This is a genomic window from Streptococcus sp. 343_SSPC (assembly GCF_001072385.1).
GTDB lineage: Bacteria > Bacillota > Bacilli > Lactobacillales > Streptococcaceae > Streptococcus.
Genome location: NZ_JVKU01000005.1, coordinates 49,761 through 74,171, shown reverse-complemented (window position 1 = coordinate 74,171; position 24,411 = coordinate 49,761). Strand labels below are relative to the sequence as shown.

Genomic DNA, 24,411 nt, shown 5'->3' with positions numbered 1-24,411 from the left:
TGCCAATTATTCGAATATTTATGATATAATAACTACGATTACTTTCAAGTAATTTAATGAAGGAGTTTTTATATGTCTAGTGGACTAATTATTCTCATTATTGTCATTGGGGTCCTCTTGGTTTTAGGATATGTAGTGGCAGTCTTATTGAGAAAGCGTAACGAAGCCTTACTGGCATCTCTGGAAGAACGAAAAGAACAGTTGTATAACCTTCCGGTAAATGATGAAGTAGAAGAAGTGAAGAATATGCATTTGATTGGTCAAAGTCAAGTTGCATTTCGTGAATGGAATCAAAAATGGGTGGACCTATCCCTCAATTCTTTTGCTGATATCGAGAACAACCTCTTTGAAGCAGAAGGCTACAACAATTCTTTCCGCTTTTTAAAAGCCAAGCAAGCAATTGGAAATATTGAGAGTCAGGTTCAATTGATTGATGAAGATATCAAGGCCATCCGTCAAGCTTTATCTGAATTAAAAGAAAAAGAAGAAAAGAATAGCGGTCGGGTTGTTCATGCCTTGGATATGTTTGAAAACTTGCAAAGACAAGTAGCTTCTGATCCAGACGCATACGGCCCAGCACTTCCCGAAATCGAGAAGCAAGCTGAAAATATTCAAGTTGAGTTTTCAAAATTTGTAACCTTGAATTCATCAGGTGACCCTGTTGAAGCTGCAGAAATTTTGGATACGGCTGAAAACCACATTGTAGCCTTGACGCATATTGTTGAAAAAGTTCCTGCAATTGTGAAGGATGTCCAAACAACTCTTCCTGATCAATTGGAAGATTTGGAAGCTGGTCATCGCAAACTATTGGAGTCTGGTTATCATTTTACAGAGACCGATTTGGAAGCACGTTTCCAACAATTGCATGCAGCTTTGAAAGCCAACCTACAAAATGTTGCTGCTCTTGAATTAGATAATGCGCTCTATGAAAATGAGCAGATTCAAGAAGAAATCAACGCCTTGTATGATATTTTCACTCGTGAAATTGAATCACACAAAGTTGTTGAAAAATTGGTCAAAGCCTTACCAGGTTACCTTGCCCATGCGAAGGAAAATAACAAGCGTTTAGCAGAAGAAGTTGAACGTCTCAGCAAAACATTTGAAAGCAAAGAACTCAAGGAAAATCATTTGAAAGAGTTAGAAGCTGAATTAACAGCTCAAGAGCTCGTTGTAGAAGATGCCTTGAAGGATACATCTGAAACTCAAAAAGCCTACTCTATCCTTCAAGAAGAGTTAGAAGCGATTGAAGAACGTTTGAAAGAGATTGAAGATGATCAAATTGCATTGAGCGAAACCTTGTCTAAGATTGAGAAAGACGACACCAATGCTCGTCAAAAGGTAAATATCTACGCCAACCGTTTACATGCCATTAAGCGTTACATGGATAAGCGTAACTTACCTGGAATCCCTCAATCCTTCCTAACTATCTTCTTCACTGCAAGTGATAACACAGAAGCTCTCTTGGCTGAGTTAGAAGGTCGTCGTGTCAATATTGAAAACGCCAACCGTCTCCTGGATATTTTGACCAACGATATGACAGAGTTAGAGGAAGAAACCTACAAATTAGTACAATATGCTACTCTAACAGAGCAGTTGCTTCAATACTCAAATCGCTATCGTTCATTCGACGATCATGTTCAAGCAGCGTTTGATGAAGCCTTGTACATCTTTGAAAAAGAGTATGACTATCCTGCTTCATTCAAAGTCATTTCAGAAGCATTGGAAACAGTAGAACCAGGAGTAACAGAGAGATTTGTTACCTCATTTGAAAAAACAAGAGAATCCATCCGATTCTAATCCAAAACATCCAGGAGAACATTCCTGGATGTTTTTTTATGGAAATGAAGCTGTGATGGGAAAGGGAAGGATAGAAAAAGGAGATGAGTCCATGAAAGTTTTAATTGCTCCAGATTCATTCAAAGAAAGCTTACCTGCGAAAGATGTAGCGGAAATTATTGCAGAAGGCTTGCGTCAGTCTCTCCTCGATGTAGAACCGGTCACCTGTCCTGTTGGAGATGGTGGGGAAGGGACAGTGGATGCCATCAGCTACTCATTGGGATTGAAGGAAACTTTTACCCTTGTCACAGGTCCATTTGGAGAGCCGGTAGAAATGCGGTATATGGAGAAGGATTCTTTGGTTCTCTTTGAAGTAGCCGACTTGATCGGTTTAGGAAAAATTCCAGTTAATCAACGCCGTCCACTTGACCTAGAAACCCGAGGAATTGGTGAACTGATTTGTTATTTAATCAAACAGGGGAAAAAGGAGATTTATATCGGGGTTGGAGGAACAGCGACCAATGATGGTGGGCTAGGACTTGTAGCAGGTCTAGGCTACCAATTCTATGATCGAGAAGGAAGAGAATTAAAGGCCTGTGGACAAAGTCTTTTAGAATGGGATTCCATCCGTAAAGAGGAAGCGTTCAAGATCCCAGACAATGTCCAGATACAGATCTTAGCAGATGTTTCCAATCCCTTATGTGGACTAAATGGTGCGACCTATATTTTTGGAAAACAAAAGGGGCTCAGTCCCAATATGTTTGAGCAAGTGGATCAAGCTATTTACAGCTTTTACGAAATGCACTGTCCAAGTATTTTGAATCAAGCAGGGATGGGAGCTGGTGGAGGTCTTGCTGCGGGTCTTTGTGCCTTCGCGCAAGCGAGACTGGTATCAGGAATCGATAGCTGTTTAGATCTGATCGACTTTGATTCCAAAGTAGCAAATGCAGACTTGGTCATTGTCGGTGAAGGACGACTGGACCATCAGAGTCTATCCGGGAAAGCTCCGATAGGGGTTGCGAGACGAACCCCAAAAGGAATCCCAGTAATAGCCATTTGTGGTAGTCTTGCAGATAATTTACCAAGTCTCCCATTTGAAAATATAGTCGGTGCCTTTTCTATTACGAAACATCCCGATAGTTTAGAGCAACTTCTGAAGGATGTGAGGGAAAATCTTCTCTTTACAGCTAGAAATATCGGAAATCTATTAAGCATAGAAAAAAGCGGTTAAACCGCTTCAAATTGAAGATAAAGTCTTCAGAAAAACTTTCCTTAGGTGAGTACGGACGTCAGCGAACTTTTTCAAAGTTCCATGACTAATTATTGAGCCTAAGATCTCAATAATTCCGAATGCCTGGAACAATTATGTTTCAGGCATTTTTCTCACAGCGGAAAGTTTTTGATCTTCGTAAATAACTAAAAATTAAAAGTCATTTTTGATAATCATCTAACTGTTTTATGTAAAACAATAGCTTGTCTACATACTCAAGCGGTTAAACCGCTTTTTTCCATCTAATGTTTAATACTAATAAAATGTCTAAGGGACAGCTCTGATTAACCAAACCATTTTTTCCAAAGAGATGGTTTGGTCGGCTTCTTTTCTTCCTCCCAGAGATCCGAAAAAGCAGATCGGAGGTCCTTGTCAGTAGTGGTCACTGGTGCATCTGTATGAATCACGAGCCCAAAAGGAGAGGAGTCGTGTTCCTCCGAAACAATAGTAGCCTGGCAACCAAATTCTTTTGCTTGTTTTAGATAGCTCAACTGGACGCTAGAATCAACATTTGGAGAAATCTTGACAAAGAGAGGGCTAGCTTGTTCATTCAAGCTTTTCAGCACCTTCAAAAAGCCCTTCTGAAGCTGAGGACTATTGCTAGTTTTTAAATCGGCATATCCTAGAACACGCTCTTCAAATGTACCTAGAAAGCGACGTTGTTCATCAGGATTTAATTTTAGGCCACCGTTAGCCTTTTCCATAATTTCTTTAGATAGATCAGTCATAAGAATAGTATATCATACTTTAGGTTGAAAATGCCAAACGAATAAAGGCTGTTCCAAACAAAAAGAAAGCGATTTATTGATAAAGTTAAGGAAAATCTGCACAAAGATAACGTTTTTTCTTGAAAAACGCGTATTTTTAAGGTATCATAGAGGTGTAAAAAATTTAAACTCAAAGGAGAGTAAGAAATGTCAATTATTACTGATGTTTACGCTCGCGAAGTCCTAGACTCACGCGGTAACCCAACACTTGAAGTAGAAGTTTATACTGAATCAGGTGCTTTCGGACGTGGTATGGTTCCATCTGGAGCTTCTACTGGTGAACACGAAGCAGTTGAACTTCGCGACGGTGACAAATCTCGTTACGGTGGTCTTGGAACTCAAAAAGCTGTTGACAATGTAAACAACATCATTGCTGAAGCAATCATCGGTTACGATGTTCGTGATCAACAAGCTATTGACCGTGCAATGATCGCTCTTGACGGTACTCCTAACAAAGGTAAATTGGGTGCGAACGCAATCCTTGGTGTGTCTATCGCTGTAGCTCGTGCTGCTGCTGACTACCTTGAAATCCCACTTTACAGCTACCTTGGTGGATTCAACACTAAAGTTCTTCCAACTCCAATGATGAACATCATCAACGGTGGTTCTCACTCAGATGCTCCAATCGCTTTCCAAGAGTTTATGATCTTGCCAGTTGGTGCACCTACATTTAAAGAAGCTCTTCGTTACGGTGCTGAAATTTTCCACGCTCTTAAGAAAATCCTTAAATCTCGTGGTCTTGAAACTGCCGTAGGTGACGAAGGTGGATTCGCTCCTCGTTTCGAAGGAACTGAAGATGGTGTTGAAACTATCCTTGCTGCGATCGAAGCTGCTGGATATGTACCAGGTAAAGACGTATTCATCGGATTTGACTGTGCATCATCAGAATTCTACGATAAAGAACGTAAAGTCTACGACTACACTAAATTCGAAGGTGAAGGCGCTGCTGTTCGTACATCTGCAGAACAAATCGACTACCTTGAAGAATTGGTTAACAAATACCCAATCATCACTATCGAAGATGGTATGGATGAAAACGACTGGGAAGGTTGGAAAGCTCTTACTGAACGTCTTGGTAAGAAAGTTCAATTGGTTGGTGACGACTTCTTCGTAACTAACACTGACTACCTTGCACGTGGTATCCAAGAAGGTGCTGCTAACTCAATCCTTATCAAAGTTAACCAAATCGGTACTCTTACTGAAACTTTCGAAGCTATCGAAATGGCTAAAGAAGCTGGTTACACTGCTGTTGTATCACACCGTTCAGGTGAAACTGAAGATTCAACAATCGCTGACATCGCAGTTGCAACAAACGCAGGACAAATCAAGACTGGTTCACTTTCACGTACAGACCGTATCGCTAAATACAACCAATTGCTTCGTATCGAAGACCAACTTGGTGAAGTAGCTGAATACCGTGGATTGAAATCATTCTACAACCTTAAAAAATAATCTAGTTAACTAGATATAAAAGATCCTTGAGTTTTCTCAAGGATTTTTTTGTTATCGGGCCAAACAAAAAATCCTCAACTATCTAGTTGAGGAATCGTTTTATTAGAACAAGCCTTTGATTTTATCAACAGCACCGCTGACGAGATCGTTTCCAGCAACAAGAGCTTTGGCTTGATCTAAGTAGTCACCAAGGTTATCCTTGTTGTCATCGATAAATTTTTTAGCAGCATCGAAATCTTTCTTTTCGATCATTTCTTTGACTTGGTTAAACAAATCCATTGGGTTCATGAGTTTTCTCCTATAAACAATTTATTATTATCACTATTTAATCATTTTTCAACCAAACTAGCAAGCGTTTTGATTCTTAGTTGAAGAGGACGCAAACCGCCTCTGGTACGTAGAAATCATGGCTCAATTCAGTCAATCTACCACTCGCTTTGTCGCGTTTAAAAACAGTAGCATTGTCTGAATCTTGATGAATTGCAATGAGGTATTTTTGGTCTGGACTAAGAATGAAATCACGCGGATTGAGACCATTGGTTGGAACGATTTCCAGAAGCACTAAGCTACCATCTGCCAAGATTTCATAAACTGCAATGGAGTTATGGGCACGATTTGAGGCATAGAGGAATTTCCCATCCTCTGAGAGGCGAATAGCAGCGGCCCATTTTTGACCTTCATACTCTTTAGGTAGGGTTGAGATGGTTTGGAAATGTTCAAAGTAGCCAAGTCCGTCATAGAAAAGGACATCGATGGTAGCGTTTAATTCGTTAATGAGGTAGGCGGTCTTGTAATGAGAGTGGAAAATGATATGACGTGGACCAGCACCTGGAGCTGTTTGATAGGTTTGAGTCTTCGTTAGTTTACCAAGATCATCGACTTGATAGACCACTACTTGATCGGTACCCAAATCACAAGTGATGAGTAGCTTATCGGGAGTGAGATCTGCATAATGTACATGGGGACTCGCTTGGTTTTCGTGAGGTCCAGAACCCTGATGAGTCGCTTGGTCGACAAAGGTTAAATGACCATCTTCATGGATGCGATATGAGAGGACTTGTCCCTTGTGGTAGTTAGCTCCATAGACCAAGCCACGCGCCTCATCAACAGAGACATAACAGAGGGGCGCCCCTTCCTCGACCACATGATTGATTAACTGGTGATCAGGACTAAAGCTTGCAATGCCGCCAAGACCTTGCTCCGCACCCACACTGTATAAGAAACCAGCTTTTGAAAAAGCGAGATAGGTTGGGTTTGGCTCTTGAGCAACTAGTTCTAAGTCGCTAAGTTGACCAGTTCTTTCATCGAAGGAAGCCTTATAAATTCCTTTAGAGTCTCGTTTGGTATAGGTTCCGAAATAAATATCTTGCATCACATGCACCTCGACTTTGTTGATAGCTCCATTATATCAGAAAAGAAGGGGATGGAAAACGATTAGGTGAAGGATTGACAAGCTAAGCATTAAAAAAAAGCTCACATTTCAGCTATATCGTGAAATTATGGACTAAAAATGCTAAAATAAAGACAGATTGAAAACGAAGGAGATTCCCGTGGAACATAAAGAAAAAGATTTTAGTTTATCCTGGTTTTTTAAATGGTTTGTAGATAATAAAGCCATTACTGTTTTTCTAGTAACCTTACTGATGGGATTGAATATTTTAGTTCTCAGCAAGATTAGTTTTATTTTTACACCCCTGTTAGAGTTTGGAGCAGCAGTCATGCTACCAGTCATTATTTCAGGGCTCCTCTATTATTTGTTAAATCCAATCGTGGACTTTTTGGAAAGGCACCGAGTCAAACGGATCATTGCAATTTCCATCGTCTTTATTTTGATCGCGCTTCTCATTTTATGGGGCTTGGCTGTCGCTATTCCAGCTATTCAACATCAAGTTCTTAGTTTTATGAAGAACCTGCCAGATTACTTGGAAAAGGCCAATAGGACCATCGATGATGTCTTAGACAACAAAGTGTCGCCAGAAATCAAGCCTCAGCTGGATGAATGGACCAGCCAATTGTCGCAGAATATTACCAGTTGGGCGAGTTCTTTTTCCGCCCGAGCAGTCAACTGGGTCAGCAATCTGATTACTGTCGCCTCTCAGGTCATTATCGCTTTGATTATTATGCCTTTTATCGTCTTCTATCTTTTGAGAGATGGAAAGAACTTAAAAGGGCAAATCATCCGTTTCTTGCCAACCAAGATTCGTAAATCTGCAGACAAAGTACTGTCTGATGTCAATACACAATTGGCTAATTATGTCAGAGGTCAGATTACTGTTGCTATCATCGTAGCTTTAATGTTTATTCTTCTGCTTAAGATCATTGGGCTTCGTTACGCTGTGACACTCGGTGTAACCGCTGGTTTTTTGAACTTGATACCATACTTGGGCAGCTTCTTGGCCATGCTCCCAGCCTTAGTCTTGGGGTTGGTGGCAGGACCAGAGATGTTTGTCAAAGTCGTCATTGTCTTTATTGTTGAGCAAACAATCGAGGGACGTTTCGTTTCCCCACTTGTCTTGGGGAGTCAGCTCAATATCCACCCAATCACGATTCTGTTTGTATTGATTACTTCTGGCTCTATGTTTGGAATCTGGGGAGTCTTCTTAGGAATCCCGGTTTATGCTTCGGCTAAAGTAGTCATCAGTGCTCTATTTGAATGGTATAAAGAGGTCAGTGGTTTGTACGAAAAGGACGAAGTTGAGGAAATTCAAAGTGAAGAATAGTCAAAAAATTCTAGAAGCAATTGAGAAACAAGAGCTAGATCGTCTGCCAGCTTATTTGGATAAGGCTTTGCTAGAAGATGATCCAGCTACCTTGTTAGAATTGGGACAATATTTTGAAAGTATTGGTTTTTACCCAGAAGCCAAGCAAACCTACTTGCATCTGAGAGATGATTATCCAGAGGTCTATCTGAGTCTAGCCACTATCGTAGCGGAAGATGGACTAATGGAAGAAGCCTTTGCTTATTTGGAAGAAATCCCGGAAAGTTCGGAATGGTATCTAGCCAGTCTCTTAGTCAAGGCAGACCTCTACCAAAGTGAGGGCTTGGCAGATGTGGCTCGAGAAAAACTGATGGAAGCAGCGACTCTTTCAGATGACCCTATTATTCAACTAGGCTTGGCAGAGATTGATTTAGAACTTGAAAATTACCAAGAAGCCATTCAAGAGTATGCTCAGTTAGACAACCGTCTCATTTTAGAAGAAACGGGCATTTCCACATACCAGCGGATTGGCTATGCTTATGCGAATCTGGGTCGGTTTGAGTCTGCTATTGAGTTTTTAGAAAAGGCCTTGGAAATTGAGTTTGATGACCAGATTGCCTATGAATTGGCAACCCTTCTCTCTGACCGAGAAGAGTATCAACGTTCTCTGATCTACTTCAAGCAGATTGATACACTGTCGCCAGACTTTGAAGGGTATGAATACGGCTATGCCTTGGCTCTTCAAGCTGAAAATGACCGAGAAACAGCGTTAGCAATAGCAGAGCAAGGAATCCAAAAGAATCCTTTTGACGCTTATCTCCTCCTTCTAGCCTCCCAATTGGCCTACGAGTTGCACCAGCCAGAAAAAGCAGAGAAGTATTTGTTAGAAGCCAAAGAAGTTGCTGAGGATCTTGAAGATATCGCCCTTCGTCTGACAACTCTTTATCTGGAACAGGAACGTTATGAAGACGTCCTTGAATGGCAAGAAGTGGAAGTGGAAAATGTCGTCACCCGTTGGAATATCGCTCGTGCCTTGGTAGCACTCGAAGAGGTTGAAAAAGCGGCTCCGATCTATGAAGAGCTCTACCCAGATTTGAAAGAAAATCCAGAGTACTTAGAAAGCTATAGTTACCTCTTGAGAGAGTTGGGACAAATCGCAAAAGCCCGGGAAGTGGCAGAAGGCTATTTGCAGCTAGTCCCAGATGATGGGCAAATGCAAGCTTTCTATGAGAGCCTGTTAGAAGATTAACTACTTGACCCTTGAAGGGCGGGAATCAGAACAAGTTTGTATCATGGTTCGGTCCCGCTCTTTTTTAATCAGTCTTTCTGTTATTGTCCTTGAGAATATGGTATACTGGAAGGGCTAAAAAGAAGACAAGATGAATGAGGGAGAAGATAATGGAACCGGTGAAATTGTTTCAATACAATACCTTGGGGGCTTTGATGGCTGGTCTCTATGGAGGATCCTTTACGGTTAAAGAATTACTAGAGCATGGAGATTTAGGAATTGGGACCCTGGACTCAATCGATGGCGAATTGATTGTCTTAGATGGTAAGGCTTATCAAGCTAAGGGTTCAGGAGAGGAACCAGAGATTGTGGAAGTATCTTCAGATGCGACTGTCCCCTATGCAGCCATTGTTCCCCACCAGGCCGAAGTGATTTTTCGACAACGCTTTGAAATGACAGATGAGGAGTTAGAGGCTCGCATTGAATCTTATTACGATGGCGAAAATTTGTTTCGTTCCATCAAGATTCACGGTGATTTCGCCAAAATGCATGTGCGCATGATTCCCAAATCAACTTCGGAGACCAAGTTTGCAGATGTAGCAACCCATCAGCCAGAATTTACACGAGAAAATGTTACAGGAACCATTGTTGGTTTTTGGACGCCAGAGATGTTTCATGGGGTCAGTGTAGCAGGCTATCACCTTCACTTTATCTCAGATGACCATACCTTTGGAGGACATGTTATGGATTTTGTCATCAAAGAGGGCATCGTCGAAGTTGGAGCCATTGATCAATTGGACCAACGCTTTCCTGTCCAGGACCGCCAGTATCTCTTTGCCAAGTTCAACGTTGACCAGGTCAAAGAGGATATCCACAAATCAGAATAAAACAAAAGGGCTGAGATGATTCTCAGCCCTTTTTATTACTCATTGATGCGCATAGATTTGATCTTTTCTTCTTCAGGGGTGACCCGTAGGGTTTTCTGACCGGTATAGGTTACAAATCCAGGTTTTCCTCCGGTCGGTTTGTTGAGTTTTTTTGTTTCAATCATGTCGACTTGGACCAGATTGGACAGGCGTCCCTTAGAGAAATAGGCTGCAAGCTCAGCTGCATCGGTTTTGACCTCATCTGAAGGGTTGAGGTTACCTGTAATGACCACGTGACTACCTGGAATATCCTTAGCGTGGAACCAGAGTTCGTCCTTTTTAGCCATTTTGAAGGTCAATTCTTCGTTTTGAAGATTGTTCCGGCCGACCAGAATAATGGTCTTGCCATCTGATGCTAAGTACTTCTCTGGTTTTTTCCGTTTGTGGATCTTTTCTCGGTTGCGTCGTTTGATAAAGCCTGTTTGGATCAGCTCTTCGCGAATCTCGGCTACTTCAGAAAGGCTGGCTTGGGCCAGAGCGGTCTCGACCGTCTCTAGGTAGGAGATAGTTTCCTTGGTTTCCTGGATGAGAGAGGTCAAATGTTTGACGGCTTCTTTTAGCTTCTGGTAACGCTTGAAGTAGCGTTGAGCATTTTGACTGGGGGTCAAGGCCTTATCCAAAGCAATGGTAATAGGCTGGTTGGTATAGTAGTTGTCCAAGGTGACCTGGTCTTGATCATTTGGGACTTGATGGAGGAAGGTAGTGAGTAGTTCGCCTTTTTGACGGAATTCTTCGGCATTTTCTGTCGCTGCTAGTTCGGCTTCCTGTTTGGCCAATTTTTTCCGGTTCTTTTCTAGCTCATTATCCACCTTGCGGATTAGTTCCCCAGCTTGTTGTTGGACCCGGTCGCGCTCAGCCTTGTCCAAGTAGTAGTGGTCGAGTAGATCTGATAAGGTTTCAAAGGTCTCCTCCTGGCTATCTGCATAAGCGAGAGCAGCAAAAGATTTTTTCGTTAGACGGGGATCTGTTGGAGCTTCAAAGAATGCTCGGAAGGTTTTTAATTTTTCTCCGCTTTCTAATCGACTGGCCAATTCTTGAGCAGTATCTCGACCAAGACCCTGGAAATGGGTTTGAAGGTTTTTAGGTGTCAACTCTTCTCGGTGAAGAAAGGCGAATAAGGCTTCGTCTTTAATGGTAAAGGGGTTGACCGCTTCGGTTTTTGGAGGAGCTACATAGGTTGATCCAGGGAGAATGGTCCGGTAGCTATTTTGTGAGAAGCCCACATGCTTGATTGCTTCGATGATTTTTCCAGTTGCCTTGTCCAGAAGAATGATATTGCTGTGCTTACCCATGATTTCAATAATCAGGGTTACAGATATATCATCCCCAATCTCATTTTTATTGGAGACGGCAATTTCTAAAATACGGTCATTCTCCAGTTGCTGGATCTGCTCAATGACTGCCCCTTGGAGATACTTGCGCATGACCATGATAAAGGTATTAGGGAAGGCAGGATTCTCAAAATTGGTCTGAGTCCGTTGGATCCGACCAAAAACAGAGTGGGAAGACAGCAAGAGTTTTTGATTCTTGCGATTGCTACGAATTTGTAAAACCAACTCTTGTTCAAAGGGTTGGTTAATTTTTTGGATGCGACCATATAGGAGTTCGCTTTGTAATTCATTCACCATATGGTGTAAAAAAAATCCATCAAAAGACATGGGGTTCCTCAACATTCTAGACTAATTCTAGTAAATTATATCAAAAAAGTGCCTGAAAACCCAGTAAGAAGGCGGTTTTCAATCCTTGTAAAAGCATCCGTTAGAAAATGAATTTCAGGAAATGACGAACGTTTTCAAAAAAAACATAAAAAAGTATTGACAAGGCTTACGGAAACATTTACAATGGATTCAATTAGAAAAGTAATAAATGAAAATTTAATAGAGAGCTCACGGTTGGTGGAAGTGGGTAGTGGACATTTATGAAATTGGACTAATGATGAGATGAATTTGAAACAATAAAAATTCGGTCGGCACACCTTATCGTGCAACTTGTTGCTAGACAAGACAGAGACATGGGAGGAGTATATCCATTTTCCCATAAGTGAGGTGGCACCGCGATGACACGTCCTCACATAGCTATAGCTATGTGTGGGCGTGTTTTTGTTTCAAAAAGAAGGGAGAAAAGAAGATGAAGAAACGATGGCGACTCAGTCTTTAACAAAGATGCGAAAAAACGAAAAAATAAATAATTGAGGTAAAGAAAATGAAAAACAAACGTGTATTGGGAATGATTGGTGCTTTGCTAGCTATTATTTTAGTAGCAGTAGTCTATCCAATGTTAAACAATAAAAATGAAGCTAATAAAGCAGATGGAACTAAAAAGGTAAAAGTCGGTGTCTTGCAGTTGGTCAGCCACCCATCGCTAGACGAAATCTACAAGGGGATTCAAGATGGCTTGGCTGAAGAAGGCTATGACAAGGACAAGATTGAGATTGAATTCCTCAATGCAGAAGGGGACCAAAACAAGGTTGCTACCATGAGTAAGCAATTGGTCCAAAACAACAACGACGTTTTGATCGGAATCGCAACCCCATCTGCTCAAGGTTTGGCTAGTGCAACCAAGGACAAACCAATCGTCATGGGTGCTATCACAGACCCAGTCGGCGCTAACTTGGTCAAAGATTTGAAAAAACCAGGTGGCAATATCACAGGAGTATCTGACCACAACCCAACGGAACAACAGTTGAAGTTGATCAAAGAGTTGACTCCAAACGTGAAAACAATCGGTGTCCTTTACTCAACCAGTGAAGATAATTCTAAAACGCAAGTAGAAGAATTTACAAAATTGGCTGAAAAAGCAGGCTACAAGGTGGTTCCTTATTCAGTCCCTTCTACAAATGAAATTGCTTCAACGGTTTCTGTCATGACTGGTAAAGTGGATGCTATCTGGGTTCCAATTGACAACACCATCGCTTCAGCCTTCTCAACGGTAGTCGAAGCAAACAAAACAGCTAAAAAACCAATCTTCCCAAGTGCGACAGCCATGGTCGAAGCTGGTGGTTTAGGCTCAGTCGTTGTCGATCAACACGATCTTGGAGTGGCAACTGGTAAAATGGCTGCGAAAATCTTGAAAGGTCAAAAACCAGGTGATACACCAGTCGAAATCTTCACAGATGGTAAATCTGTCATCAACAAAAAAGTGGCAGAAGAATTAGGCATTACCATTCCAGAATCTGTCTTGAAAGAAGCTGGACAAGTCATCGAATAAAAACAAACGGATAACAAGAACGGCAGAGGAATTTGGCTTTGGCAGGTCTTTAAATCCTGACCTTTAAAAATGTTCACCAGTGCCCAGGACCAGCTTATTTTACTCTTGGTAGAGGAGAAAGAATTGAAAATCAAAATAACAGATCTTCATCCGACCCAACTATATTTATCAGAAAAGAAGTTACATGATATCCAGATGCTTGATCAATCGGCGGAAATCATCAATGTGGATCCAATTAGTATTCTTGCGTTTGGAAATTGCTTCTTGATTACAAACGGGCATCACAGGGCTTATCAGTCTTTATTGGCAGGTCGGGATACGATTTCTGCTGAGTTTGATAAAGATGGTGGTGATGAAATTTATCATCTCTATGCGCAAGCTTGTGAGGAAAGAAAGATATCCTCTGTTTTGGATTTAAAACATCGTATCTTACCTCAAGATGAGTATGAAGCAAAATGGTATAACTGGTGTGATGGTTTTAACCAAGCAGCAACTCTTCTATTGAAAAGGAAAGCAGATGAAACAGACAAGGCAAATAAATAATGCCCTGGGTCTTGTTTCTTTGTCTATTGAAATTAGTCTCATCTAACTTGTTTTTTAACTAAAAATCTGCTAAACTAGATAGTAATTGAATAGAAATCTGCAAGACTAGTACCTCAAGGGAAGTGCAACAGGGAGAAGAGCCGTGACTGAAAGCTCTTTGCATGAAAGCTGAGTGAATTCACTTGCGCAAGGATTTAGAAATTAAGGTCTGAGTTTCAGATAAAAAACGGATGGTACCGCGTGTCAACGCTCCGAATATGGATGTGGCGCGTGGTTTTTTCTATGTCTGAGTGAGGACCATGATGGAGGAAATATGTCAACGATTGAAGAACAACTAAAAGCGCTTCGAGAAGAAACGCTGGCAGCCTTGAAGCAGATCTCTGCTGAAAATAAAAAAGAGATGCAAGAGCTACGCGTCTCTGTCCTTGGGAAGAAAGGCTCTCTAACCGAGATCCTCAAAGGGATGAAAGATGTCTCTGCTGAGATGCGTCCGGTCATCGGGAAACACGTTAATGAAGCCCGTGATGTTTTGACGGCTGCCTTTGAAGAAACAGCTAAGCTCTTGGAAGAAAAGAAAGTCCAAGCCAAATTAGCTAGTGAGAGTATCGATGTGACCCTTCCGGGACGTCCAGTCGCAGTTGGTCATCGCCATGTCTTGACCCAAACCAGTGAAGAAATCGAAGATATCTTTATCGGGATGGGCTACCAAGTTGTAGATGGCTTTGAAGTCGAAAAAGACTACTACAACTTTGAACGCATGAACTTGCCAAAGGATCACCCAGCTCGTGATATGCAGGATACCTTCTATATCACAGAAGAAATCTTGCTTCGGACCCACACATCACCAGTTCAGGCGCGTGCAATGGATGCGCATGACTTTAGCAAGGGACCTTTGAAAATGATTTCTCCAGGCCGTGTTTTCCGTCGGGATACAGATGATGCGACCCACAGCCACCAGTTCCATCAGATCGAAGGCTTGGTTGTTGGGAAGAACATTTCTATGGCGGACCTTCAAGGAACGCTTCAGTTGATCGTGCAAAAGATGTTTGGTGCAGAACGTCAAATCCGTCTGCGTCCTTCTTACTTCCCATTCACCGAGCCATCCGTTGAGGTCGATGTATCTTGCTTCAAATGTGGTGGAGCGGGATGTAATGTATGTAAGAAGACAGGTTGGATCGAAATCATGGGGGCCGGTATGGTTCACCCACGCGTGCTCGAGATGAGTGGCATTGATTCGACAGTCTATTCAGGATTCGCCTTTGGACTTGGTCAGGAGCGTGTAGCCATGCTTCGTTATGGAATCAATGATATCCGTGGCTTTTATCAAGGAGATGTTCGCTTCTCAGAACAGTTTAAATAATCATGTTAGTTAGAGTAAAAATCGATCAATTACAGACCTTACGTGACCTAGAGGTGGAAACCTATCGGGAGACCTTTGGTCCCTATATTGTTGAGGAAGACTTGGAAGAGTACTTCTCTACCGTGCTCTCTTTGGAGCAAATCGAGAAGGATCTGCTAGATCCAGAATCTGAAATCTATTTTGTCCTCAATGAAGAACAAGAAATCTGTGGTTTTCTCAAGATCAATTGGGGGCAAGCACAGACGGAGCCAGTAGAGATGGACAAGTCCTTTGAGATCCAACGGATCTATGTCAAAAAGGAATTTCATGGGGCTGGTTTTGGCAAGGAAATGTTTATCTTTGCGCTGGATCAAGCCAAGAGCCGGGGCTTTGAGTGGGCCTGGCTAGGTGTCTGGGAACGCAACTTTAAGGCGCAAGATTTTTACTATCGCTTTGGTTTTGAACGATTTAGTGAACACCAGTATGTTACCGGAGATACCGTGGATACAGACTGGTTGTTGAGAAAGAAATTGATCTAGAATGGACAAGAAGTCTCAGAATTGGAAGCTTCCATTCTAGAGAAGGGGAGGTTATTAGACCTTCCTAAGCTAGCCTCGAGCTGGAAAACACAAAATGAAAGGATCAAAACGAGGGTGGATGGAGATCTAGGAAAGATATCTAGATTTCTGCTTAGCCCTTGGTATCTTACATATGTTAGTTAGTTATAAATGGTTAAAAGAATTGGTGGACATTGATGTGCCATCACAAGAGTTGGCTGAAAAAATGTCAACCACAGGGATTGAAGTAGAAGGTGTCGAATCACCAGCTGCTGGCCTCTCAAAAATTGTCGTCGGAGAAGTCTTGTCTTGCGAAGATGTGCCAGAAACTCATCTTCATGTTTGCCAAGTCAATGTGGGCGAAGAAGAAGCTCGTCAAATCGTCTGTGGAGCACCAAATGTGCGTGCAGGAATCAAGGTTATGGTGGCTCTTCCAGGTGCTCGCATCGCGGATAACTACAAGATTAAAAAAGGGAAAATCCGTGGCTTAGAGTCACTAGGGATGATCTGTTCACTTGGTGAATTGGGCATTTCTGATTCCGTTGTACCTAAGGAATTTGCAGATGGCATCCAAATCTTGCCGGATGATGCAGTACCAGGTGAGGAAGTATTCTCTTACCTAGACTTGGATGATGAAATCATCGAACTTTCCATCACGCCTAACCGTGCAGACGCTCTTTCTATGCGTGGGGTAGCGCACGAAGTAGCAGCGATTTATGACAAGGCAGTCAATTTCAAAGACTTTGCTTTGACTGAAACAGACCAAGCTGCAGCAGACGCTCTTTCTGTCAGCATTGACACAGACAAGGCGCCATACTATGCTGCTCGTATCTTGGACAATGTGACCATCGCACCAAGTCCACAATGGTTGCAAAACCTTCTCATGAATGAAGGCATTCGTCCGATTAACAATGTCGTCGACGTGACCAACTATATCCTGCTTTACTTTGGTCAGCCTATGCATGCCTTTGACTTGGATACCTTTGAAGGAAACGACATCCGTGTGCGTGAAGCGCGTGCTGGTGAGAAATTGGTGACCTTGGATGGGGAAGAACGTGACTTGGAAGTAACTGACTTAGTGATTACGGTTGCAGACAAACCAGTAGCCCTTGCAGGTGTTATGGGTGGACAAGCGACGGAAATCTCTGAAAACTCTAGTCGTGTTGTCCTTGAAGCTGCTGTCTTCAATGGCAAATCAATCCGCAAGACTAGCGGTCGCCTCAACCTTCGTTCAGAATCATCTTCTCGCTTTGAAAAAGGCATCAACGTGGCAACTGTTAATGAAGCCCTTGATGCGGCAGCAAGCATGATAGCAGAGCTTGCAGGTGCAACCGTGCGTAAGGGCATCGTTTCAGCAGGTGAATTGGATACTTCAGATGTAGAAGTATCTTCCACTCTTGCTGACGTCAACCGTGTCCTTGGTACAGAGCTTTCCTACGCAGATATTGAAGATGTCTTCCGTCGCCTTGGTTTTGGCCTTTCTGGAAATGCTGATTCCTTTACTGTGAGTGTTCCACGTCGCCGTTGGGACATCACTATTGAAGCTGATCTTTTTGAAGAAATCGCACGTATCTATGGTTATGACCGCTTGCCAACCAGTCTTCCAAAAGACGATGGGACAGCAGGTGAGTTGACTGCGACTCAAAAATTGCGTCGTCAGGTTCGGACGATTGCTGAAGGGGCAGGCTTGACTGAAATCATTACCTACGCTCTGACAACTCCTGAAAAAGCCGTTGAATTTACGACTGCACCAAGCAACCTAACAGAACTTATGTGGCCAATGACTGTGGACCGTTCAGTTCTCCGTCAAAATATGGTTTCTGGTATCCTTGATACAGTTGCCTACAACGTAGCGCGTAAGAACAAAGACTTGGCTCTTTATGAGATTGGAAAAGTCTTCGAGCAAACAGGTAATCCAAAAGAAGACTTGCCAAATGAAATCAACAGCTTTGCCTTTGCTTTGACTGGCTTAGTTGCTGAAAAAGACTTCCAGACTCCAGCTGTTCCAGTTGATTTCTTCTATGCTAAGGGAATCTTGGAAGCCCTCTTTGCTCGCTTGGGTCTTGAAGTGACTTATACAGCAACCTCTGAAATCGCTAGCCTCCATCCAGGACGTACAGCCTTGATTTCACTCGGGGATCAAGTTCTTGGTTTCCTCGGTCAAGTACACCCTGTGACGGCTAAGGCTTATGATATTCCAGAAACTTATGTAGCCGAGCTTAACCTTTCAGCTATCGAAGCAGCCCTTCAACCAGCTGCTCCATTTGTGGAAATTACGAAGTTCCCAGCAGTCAGCCGTGATATCGCCCTTCTCCTCAAAGAAGAAGTGACTCACCAAGAAGTGGTCGATGCCATCCAAGCTGCAGGCGTGAAACGTTTGACAGACATCAAACTCTTTGACGTTTTCTCAGGTGAAAAACTGGGTATCGGAATGAAATCTATGGCATACAGCTTGACCTTCCAAAATCCAGAAGATAGCTTGACCGACGAAGAAGTCGCTCGCTATATGGAAAAAATCCAAGCATCACTCGAAGAAAAAGTAGACGCAGAAGTGCGATAAATCGTAAAAACATGAAACAGTTGAGAAATTCTCAACTGTTTTTTTTCTTACAGGATTTGCAAGTTATAGGCCTTGAAACCCTATAAAAATAAAGAAATTCCTTTAAGTACTCAAAATATCCATGTCAACCATCCTTCTATTTTTGACAAATATTCTTTTTCTTTTTGACAAATACACTTGTCAAAAAGAAAAAGAAGTGTTACAATGATTTTAGTTGAAAGAAGGGGAGGTTTCTTATGGGAGCCATATGGATTCTTTTTATCCCTTTTCTGATTATGGTTTATGCGAGCTCAGAAAAGAAGAATAAAAGGTTGAACAAACGCATTAGACGATTAGAAAAACAAGTGAAAGGAAATCAAGACATGTCTAGAATTTTAGAAGAATTGAAAGGCCAAACGGCCACTGTTTTAGTGAGTGGTGTTGGATTCGAGTATGAAATTTTGGATATCGACGAAGATTGGGTCAAACTGACTCGTGTGAATCATAAACAACAGAGGGAAACCAAATTAGTCCGCATCGAAGATATTCAAGGTATTCAACTATAAGGGGGCGAAAGCCATGATCTTAAAAAATCGACTGAAAGAGCTGAGGGCGCGTGATGGCCTCAACCAATCCGAGCTAGCCAAGCTAGCAGGAGTCTCGCGCCAGTCCATCAGTCTCTTGGAGCGGGGGGAATACACCCCCTCGGTTATTATTGCCATCACCATCGCCCAGATTTTCAAGGAACCGGTGGAGAATGTCTTTAGTCTAGTAGAGGGAGAGGAATAAAAGTGAAAAAGAAGTTAAAAGAAAGGTCAGCCCGTTTTCGTTTTTGGAGAAACATGGCCATGGTCCTATCAGGATTAATCATTGGTTTTTTGACAGGTTATTTTGGTTCAGACCATCCTATTGAATTCCAAAAGCTATTTGATCGAGATATGATCTATATAGGGTCAATCATTTTATATCTGGTGGTTTTCGGGATTGCGTCTACCTACCTCATCTCATCGCGCCAGTCTTATCAGATGATGGAGGAGGCAGAAGATGAAGACGAAGCCTACCGTTATGAAAGCCAAACGAGAAGAATCTATGACTTGGCTACGATGTTCAAAGGCGTCATGATTGTTCCCTATCTATTAGTGATTTTCTTCTCTTGCCAAAAACTAGTCTATGAAGAAAAACTAACAGGTGCTTTTGGGAAATACACCATCCCGCTTATTTTTCTTGCTTTGTTCCTTCTTACTTTTGGGCTAGAACATCAGTTTCGAAAAACCTTCAAACAGATTTATGGAAAAGCAATCCCACGCAATGCTAGTGGGGCAGAAGTCCGTGAACTAATAATGAGCATGATAGATGAGGCAGAGAAACAAATTTGCTACGAGGAGAATTACGATATTGTCTTCAAGTTAAGCAATTATGTCTTACCGATTTCCTTAATGGCGATATTCTTAGTTGGCATTGCTTTCCAGGCAGATATCTTGTTAGCATTAGTAGTTGTATCACTAATTTATGTCTATATCTTGGTCACTCAATACAAGATTACCAAACGTTATTATAAAGAGTAAAGGAGTCATTCATGTTAGAAATTAGAAATTTAGAAAAGAGTTTTGGCAAGAAGCAAGTCTTGTTCGGCATTGACTTGACTGCGAAAAAAGGATCCATCTTAGGTTTGATCGGGAAGAACGGAGCTGGGAAGACCACTATCTTTCATAGTATCCTCCGCTTCCTTGACTACAGCGGTGATATCCAATTGGATGGCCAAGCAATCAGTCAAGAAACCTATAAGGAAATTGGCTACCTGCCAGAAGAGCGAAGCCTTATGCCTAAGTTAACCATCTATGAGCAAGTCCGTTACCTTGCTAATCTCAAAGGAATGTCAACTGCTGAGGTCAAGGAGAAACTTCCAATCTGGATGGAAAAGCTCCAAGTAAAAGGAAAATTAACCGATAAGATCAAGAGCCTCTCAAAAGGGAATCAGCAAAAGGTTCAATTGATCATTACCATGATCCATGAGCCAAAATTGATCATCCTGGATGAGCCTTTTAGCGGACTGGATCCTGTCAATACAGAAGTGCTTAAGCAGGTCATTTTTGAAGAAAAAGAACGCGGTGCCACCATTATCTTCTCTGACCACGTCATGACCAATGTGGAAGAACTCTGTGATGAGTTGGTTATGATTCGTGATGGATCTGTGATTCTTTCAGGTCCCGTACAAGAAGTTCGCAATAGCTTCGGGAAGACTCGTCTCTTCGTATCCAATGACTTCAGTAAAGAGGAGTTGGAAGTGCTGCCTCACGTGACCAAGGTGACCATGACCAAGCAAGGCCTGTGGAAGTTGGTATTGGATGATGAAACAGCAGGTCCGGACCTCTTTGATCAGTTGACCAAGGGTCGCTATCTAGCAACCTTTGACCAACAAGCCCCAACCATTGATGAAATCTTTAAACTAGAATCAGGAGTAGAAGTATGAAACAGATGCTGATTGTTATCAAAGAAACTTATTTACGCCAAGTGAAATCATGGAGCTTTTTACTGATGGTGCTTACTCCCTTTCTCTTCTTCGGATTGACGATTGGAGTGAACTATTTCGTCGGATCTTCTACATCTGCGAAAAGCAACATCGCCTTGATTACAGATCAAGCTCCTGTCAAGGAAGTCTTGAAAGGGACCGATGGCTTGACCTTTGACTATAAGGACGAAGCAGCAGCTAAAAAGGCCATGAAAGAGGAAGAAATCAAGGGAATCCTCACAGTTGAAGAAAAGGATGGCCAGCTAGAGGCTCGCTACCAGAGTGAGGATGCCATGAAGCCAGGTTTCAAAGCAATCCTTATGGCTAAATTGAGTCAGGTCCAACAAATGCTCAATGTTTCTAAAGCGGATTTAAGCCAAGAGCAGTTAGCAGCCCTTTCGCAACAGGTCTCATTGATTGAAAAAATTGATGAGAAGAAAGAAGGGCTGAAAATGGTGCAGACCGTGGTAGCTGGAGGAATCGGTTTTCTTATCTACATGATTCTGATGTTTTATTCAGGTATCACTGCTCAAGAGGTAGCCAGTGAAAAAGGGACCAAGATTATGGAAGTGGTCTTCTCAAGCATTCGCGCAACTCACTATTTCTATGCTCGCATGATTGGTCTTTTCGGAGTCATTTGTACTCATATTGGTATCTATGCAGTCGGATTGGGAGGCGTTTGGATTTTTAGAGACTCCATTCCTCTTGTGAAAGATATCTTATCTCCAGACTCTCCTATCACCCAACATATTGGACAATCCATTTCCTTGAATACCTTATTCTTGATCATTCTTGGAATCTTCATGTACGTGGTTCTTTCAGCTTTCCTAGGTTCAACAGTTGCTCGTCCAGAAGATACAGGAAAAGCGATTTCGCCACTGATGATGTTAGTGTTCTTTAGCTTCTTTGGAGTAACTACCTTAGGTAGCGCAGGTGATGTCCTTCTGTTGAAGATTGGATCATACATTCCATTCATTTCAACCTTCTTCATGCCATTCCGTACCATCAATGGCTATGCAAGTGGACTTGAATCATGGGGATCATTCGGAATTGCCTTGGCCTTCACGCTCCTCGGCACCATGATCATTGGAAAAATCTATTCAAGCCTTATCTTACAAACAGATGACCTAGGTTTAGTCAAGACTGTTAAAAAAGCCTTGAGCTATCGTTAAAAGAGACACCTTCAGTGGATACTGGAGGTGTTTTACTTTGTGAAATCATTGCTGTTTGATCTTCTTTACATTATAATGAAAGAAGAATGAAAAGGAGGCGGACATGAACTATATTGAGTTTGCTGAAAATGAGCGTCTGTCCACGATTGTCCTTGGGATGATGAGGATCAGTCAGATGAGTGAAGATGAGGTGGAGGCCTTGGTGGAGGCAGCTTTGTCGATTGGGATCAACACCTTTGATCTGGCGGATATCTATGGCGATGGCCAGTGTGAGATCCTGCTGGGTAAGGTTCTCAAGCGTCGTCCGGATCTTCGGGACCAGATGTGGATCCAGTCCAAGTGTGGGATTCGCAAAGACGGCTTTACCTATTTTGATTTTTCCAAGGACTATATTTTGGACTCCATCAATGGCATTCTCGAGCGTTTGCAGATCGAGCGCTTAGATAGTCTCCTCCTTCACCGACCGGATGCCCTCATGGAGCCGGAAGAAGTGGCGGCAGCTTTTGATCACTTGGAGCAAGCGGGCAAGGTCCGCCATTTTGGGGTGTCCAATCAAAACCCTATGATGATGGAATTGCTCAAAACGGCTGTCCAACAGCCTCTCAAGATCAACCAGTTGCAGTTGAGTGCTGCCTTTACACCGAGCTTTGAAGCTGGTTTTCATGTCAACATGGAAGGGCCTAAAGCAGCCGTGCGAGATGGCAGTGTCTTTGAGTATTGTCGCTTAACTGATACGGTGATTCAGGCCTGGTCTGTTCTCCAGCATGGCTATTTCAAGGGGAATTTTGTCGGTAAAGAAGAGTTTGCGGCTCTCAATCACGTCCTCAATGATTTGGCGAAAAAATACCAGGTCACACCGACAGCTATCGCCCTTGCCTGGGTCCTCCGCTATCCGGGTAAGATGCAGTCCGTCATCGGAACGACCAAGCCCCAGCATGTCCTTGAAGCAGGAAAAGCAGCAACAGTCACCCTAACTCGCAAGGAATGGTATCAAATCTACTTGGCGGCGGGAAATGATTTGCCTTAGAATCTTGTTAGTAAACCAGATTCCACTCTTATCGGTGGTCTGGTTTTTTTGTGGTTTTCAGTTTTTTCTTGACAAGTCTTTCTTTTTTATGGTAATCTTTATGCAACAAGTGTTGCGCAACGAATGTTGCGCGAAAGGAGTCTTATGCCACCCAAGGTTAAATTTAGTAAAGAGGCTATCATTGGGACAGCTTTACAATTGGTGAGAGAAGAGGGAATGGCTAGTTTAACTGCTCGAGCATTAGCGGAGAAACTGGGAGCCACACCGAGAGTCATTTTTGGGCAATTTGCTAATATGGCTGAGTTACAAGCAGAGGTTATTGGTGCTGCGGAGATGGTCGTGGTGGAGTATATTCGCAAGGCCTTAGAAGATGAGAAACCTTTCCGATCTGTCGGGGTTGCTTATATCCTTTTCGCCTCAAAAGAACCCCAACTCTTTCAATTGCTTTTCCAAAATCCTAGCAAAGATCCGATTCGTCGCTTTCAAGATTTTCTTCCCATGAAGGATCATAGTTACCAATTGGTTCTGGATTCGATTGTCGCAGACTATCCTTTGACTGTAGAGGAGGCTAGTCGCTTGTACCAGCATCTATTTATCTACTCACACGGGATGGCCTCTATGGTTGCTTCTGGTATTTACCAGTTCGGCATGGAAGAAGTGATTGGATTACTGACAGAGGTTTGTCAATCTCTCATCAAAGAAATGGTAGGAAAGAAATGATTCAACTAGAAAATGTGCACAAAAGTTACGGCCAAACCAAGGTTTTAAAGGAGATTGATTTGCAGATTCAAGACCAGGATGATGTGGTTATCCTCGGCCCTTCTGGATCGGGGAAATCAACTCTCTTAAATGTGTTATCAGGCTTAGAAAAGGTAGACGAAGGGCATATCCTCATTCAAGGACAAGATTTATCACAACTCACAGATGCTCAATTGACAGCCTTTAGACGGGAGAAGATTGCCTTTATTTTCCAGCAGTATTATCTATTGCCGAATCTGACGGTCAGACAAAATGTAAAGATGGGAGCTGACCTGGCAAACAATCATGATTTTTTGCAGATCATCGAGGATTTGGGGCTTGGCGATAAGCTGGACAAGTATCCGAGTGAATTGTCTGGTGGGGAACAGCAGAGAGTCTCCATTGCTCGGGCCTTGGCCAAAAGGCCAGAGATTCTCTTCTTAGATGAGCCGACGGGAGCCCTGGATGAAGAAACAGGGCGCAAGATTCTCGACTATATCTGGAAACTGAAGGAAAAACTGGGCTTTACCCTCATCATGGTGACGCACAACCAAAATATTGCGGATATGGCAAGAACCATCATTCGTGTCAATAGTGGCAAGATTACCGAAGTTGTGACCAATGATCAGCCTCAGACTGCTTATGAGATTGGATGGTAAGCC

At 42.5% G+C, this 24,411-nt stretch carries 23 protein-coding genes and 1 other annotated feature; of the genes, 19 read left to right on the top strand and 4 right to left on the bottom strand.

What is annotated here, in order from left to right; genetic code table 11:
* The first annotated feature begins 72 nt into the window (after nucleotides 1-72).
* Together ezrA and ADH27_RS00635 are read left to right on the top strand one after the other, a co-directional pair.
* A complete protein-coding gene (ezrA, locus tag ADH27_RS00640) occupies nucleotides 73-1,797 on the top strand; it encodes a septation ring formation regulator EzrA (RefSeq protein ID WP_006595947.1) in 1,725 nt (574 codons plus the stop codon).
* Between the two features lie 91 nt (nucleotides 1,798-1,888).
* Nucleotides 1,889-3,007, top strand: a complete 1,119-nt coding sequence (locus ADH27_RS00635) for a glycerate kinase (RefSeq protein WP_048714933.1) — start codon at nucleotides 1,889-1,891, stop codon at nucleotides 3,005-3,007.
* 323 nt (nucleotides 3,008-3,330) lie between these two features.
* Here ADH27_RS00635 and ADH27_RS00630 read toward each other — a convergent pair whose 3' ends face one another.
* On the bottom strand, nucleotides 3,331-3,774 hold the full coding sequence (locus tag ADH27_RS00630) for a DUF1694 domain-containing protein (protein WP_048714904.1): 444 nt from the start codon (nucleotides 3,772-3,774) through the stop codon (nucleotides 3,331-3,333).
* Between the two features lie 186 nt (nucleotides 3,775-3,960).
* On the opposite strand from ADH27_RS00630, the gene eno reads away from it, so the two are divergent.
* Nucleotides 3,961-5,265: a surface-displayed alpha-enolase gene (gene eno / locus ADH27_RS00625; RefSeq protein WP_006597394.1), complete on the top strand. Its 1,305-nt coding sequence runs from the start codon at nucleotides 3,961-3,963 to the stop codon at nucleotides 5,263-5,265.
* Nucleotides 5,266-5,367: 102 nt separating this feature from the next.
* On the opposite strand, the gene ADH27_RS00620 is transcribed toward eno, so the two are convergent.
* Nucleotides 5,368-5,553, bottom strand: coding sequence for a hypothetical protein (locus ADH27_RS00620; protein ID WP_048714902.1), 186 nt, complete (start codon nucleotides 5,551-5,553; stop codon nucleotides 5,368-5,370).
* Nucleotides 5,554-5,629: 76 nt separating this feature from the next.
* Nucleotides 5,630-6,640: a lactonase family protein gene (locus ADH27_RS00615; RefSeq protein WP_048714900.1), complete on the bottom strand. Its 1,011-nt coding sequence runs from the start codon at nucleotides 6,638-6,640 to the stop codon at nucleotides 5,630-5,632.
* 175 nt (nucleotides 6,641-6,815) lie between these two features.
* Here ADH27_RS00615 and ADH27_RS00610 point away from each other — a divergent pair, with 175 nt between their 5' ends.
* From ADH27_RS00610 to budA, 3 genes are all read left to right on the top strand, one after another.
* Nucleotides 6,816-7,985, top strand: coding sequence for an AI-2E family transporter (locus ADH27_RS00610; protein ID WP_048691022.1), 1,170 nt, complete (start codon nucleotides 6,816-6,818; stop codon nucleotides 7,983-7,985).
* Nucleotides 7,975-9,213, top strand: coding sequence for a tetratricopeptide repeat protein (locus tag ADH27_RS00605; RefSeq protein WP_023027056.1), 1,239 nt, complete (start codon nucleotides 7,975-7,977; stop codon nucleotides 9,211-9,213). Before ADH27_RS00610 ends, ADH27_RS00605 begins: the two co-directional genes overlap by 11 nt.
* 149 nt (nucleotides 9,214-9,362) lie before the next feature.
* A complete protein-coding gene (gene budA / locus ADH27_RS00600) occupies nucleotides 9,363-10,079 on the top strand; it encodes an acetolactate decarboxylase (RefSeq protein ID WP_048714898.1) in 717 nt (238 codons plus the stop codon).
* Nucleotides 10,080-10,114: 35 nt separating this feature from the next.
* On the opposite strand, the gene ADH27_RS00595 is transcribed toward budA, so the two are convergent.
* Nucleotides 10,115-11,776 carry an Rqc2 family fibronectin-binding protein gene (locus ADH27_RS00595; RefSeq protein ID WP_048714896.1) on the bottom strand — a complete coding sequence of 554 codons (1,662 nt, stop codon included), beginning with the start codon at nucleotides 11,774-11,776 and terminating at the stop codon, nucleotides 10,115-10,117.
* 179 nt (nucleotides 11,777-11,955) lie between these two features.
* Nucleotides 11,956-12,190, top strand: a binding site (T-box leader).
* A gap of 130 nt (nucleotides 12,191-12,320) precedes the next feature.
* Here ADH27_RS00595 and trpX point away from each other — a divergent pair.
* The 13 genes from trpX to ADH27_RS00530 all read left to right on the top strand — a co-directional run bounded on the left by trpX (nucleotide 12,321) and on the right by ADH27_RS00530 (nucleotide 24,408).
* Nucleotides 12,321-13,325: a tryptophan ABC transporter substrate-binding protein gene (trpX, locus tag ADH27_RS00590; protein WP_048714894.1), complete on the top strand. Its 1,005-nt coding sequence runs from the start codon at nucleotides 12,321-12,323 to the stop codon at nucleotides 13,323-13,325.
* 123 nt (nucleotides 13,326-13,448) lie between these two features.
* Nucleotides 13,449-13,868 carry a hypothetical protein gene (locus ADH27_RS00585; protein WP_048714892.1) on the top strand — a complete coding sequence of 140 codons (420 nt, stop codon included), beginning with the start codon at nucleotides 13,449-13,451 and terminating at the stop codon, nucleotides 13,866-13,868.
* Nucleotides 13,869-14,181: 313 nt separating this feature from the next.
* Entirely contained in the window at nucleotides 14,182-15,228 is a 1,047-nt protein-coding gene (gene pheS, locus ADH27_RS00580; protein WP_048691032.1) for a phenylalanine--tRNA ligase subunit alpha, read from the top strand.
* Between the two features lie 2 nt (nucleotides 15,229-15,230).
* Nucleotides 15,231-15,746, top strand: a complete 516-nt coding sequence (locus ADH27_RS00575) for a GNAT family N-acetyltransferase (protein ID WP_048691034.1) — start codon at nucleotides 15,231-15,233, stop codon at nucleotides 15,744-15,746.
* Nucleotides 15,747-15,918: 172 nt separating this feature from the next.
* Nucleotides 15,919-18,324, top strand: coding sequence for a phenylalanine--tRNA ligase subunit beta (pheT, locus tag ADH27_RS00570; protein ID WP_048714890.1), 2,406 nt, complete (start codon nucleotides 15,919-15,921; stop codon nucleotides 18,322-18,324).
* A gap of 236 nt (nucleotides 18,325-18,560) precedes the next feature.
* Nucleotides 18,561-18,869: a hypothetical protein gene (locus ADH27_RS10500; protein ID WP_048691039.1), complete on the top strand. Its 309-nt coding sequence runs from the start codon at nucleotides 18,561-18,563 to the stop codon at nucleotides 18,867-18,869.
* 13 nt (nucleotides 18,870-18,882) lie between these two features.
* Nucleotides 18,883-19,092: a helix-turn-helix transcriptional regulator gene (locus tag ADH27_RS00560; RefSeq protein WP_003002675.1), complete on the top strand. Its 210-nt coding sequence runs from the start codon at nucleotides 18,883-18,885 to the stop codon at nucleotides 19,090-19,092.
* A 53-nt stretch (nucleotides 19,093-19,145) separates the two neighbouring features.
* Entirely contained in the window at nucleotides 19,146-19,868 is a 723-nt protein-coding gene (locus tag ADH27_RS00555) for a DUF3169 family protein (RefSeq protein WP_193389706.1), read from the top strand.
* 11 nt (nucleotides 19,869-19,879) lie between these two features.
* Nucleotides 19,880-20,773, top strand: coding sequence for an ABC transporter ATP-binding protein (locus tag ADH27_RS00550; protein ID WP_013903836.1), 894 nt, complete (start codon nucleotides 19,880-19,882; stop codon nucleotides 20,771-20,773).
* A complete protein-coding gene (locus ADH27_RS00545; RefSeq protein WP_048691046.1) occupies nucleotides 20,770-21,984 on the top strand; it encodes an ABC transporter permease in 1,215 nt (404 codons plus the stop codon). The genes ADH27_RS00550 and ADH27_RS00545 overlap by 4 nt, the downstream gene beginning before the upstream one ends.
* Nucleotides 21,985-22,087: 103 nt before the next feature.
* On the top strand, nucleotides 22,088-23,011 hold the full coding sequence (locus ADH27_RS00540) for an aldo/keto reductase (protein WP_048714886.1): 924 nt from the start codon (nucleotides 22,088-22,090) through the stop codon (nucleotides 23,009-23,011).
* 144 nt (nucleotides 23,012-23,155) lie between these two features.
* Nucleotides 23,156-23,731: a TetR/AcrR family transcriptional regulator gene (locus ADH27_RS00535; protein ID WP_003002793.1), complete on the top strand. Its 576-nt coding sequence runs from the start codon at nucleotides 23,156-23,158 to the stop codon at nucleotides 23,729-23,731.
* Complete coding sequence (locus ADH27_RS00530) at nucleotides 23,728-24,408, top strand: ABC transporter ATP-binding protein (RefSeq protein WP_048691050.1); 681 nt, start codon at nucleotides 23,728-23,730, stop codon at nucleotides 24,406-24,408. Before ADH27_RS00535 ends, ADH27_RS00530 begins: the two co-directional genes overlap by 4 nt.
* The last annotated feature ends 3 nt before the right edge of the window (nucleotides 24,409-24,411 follow it).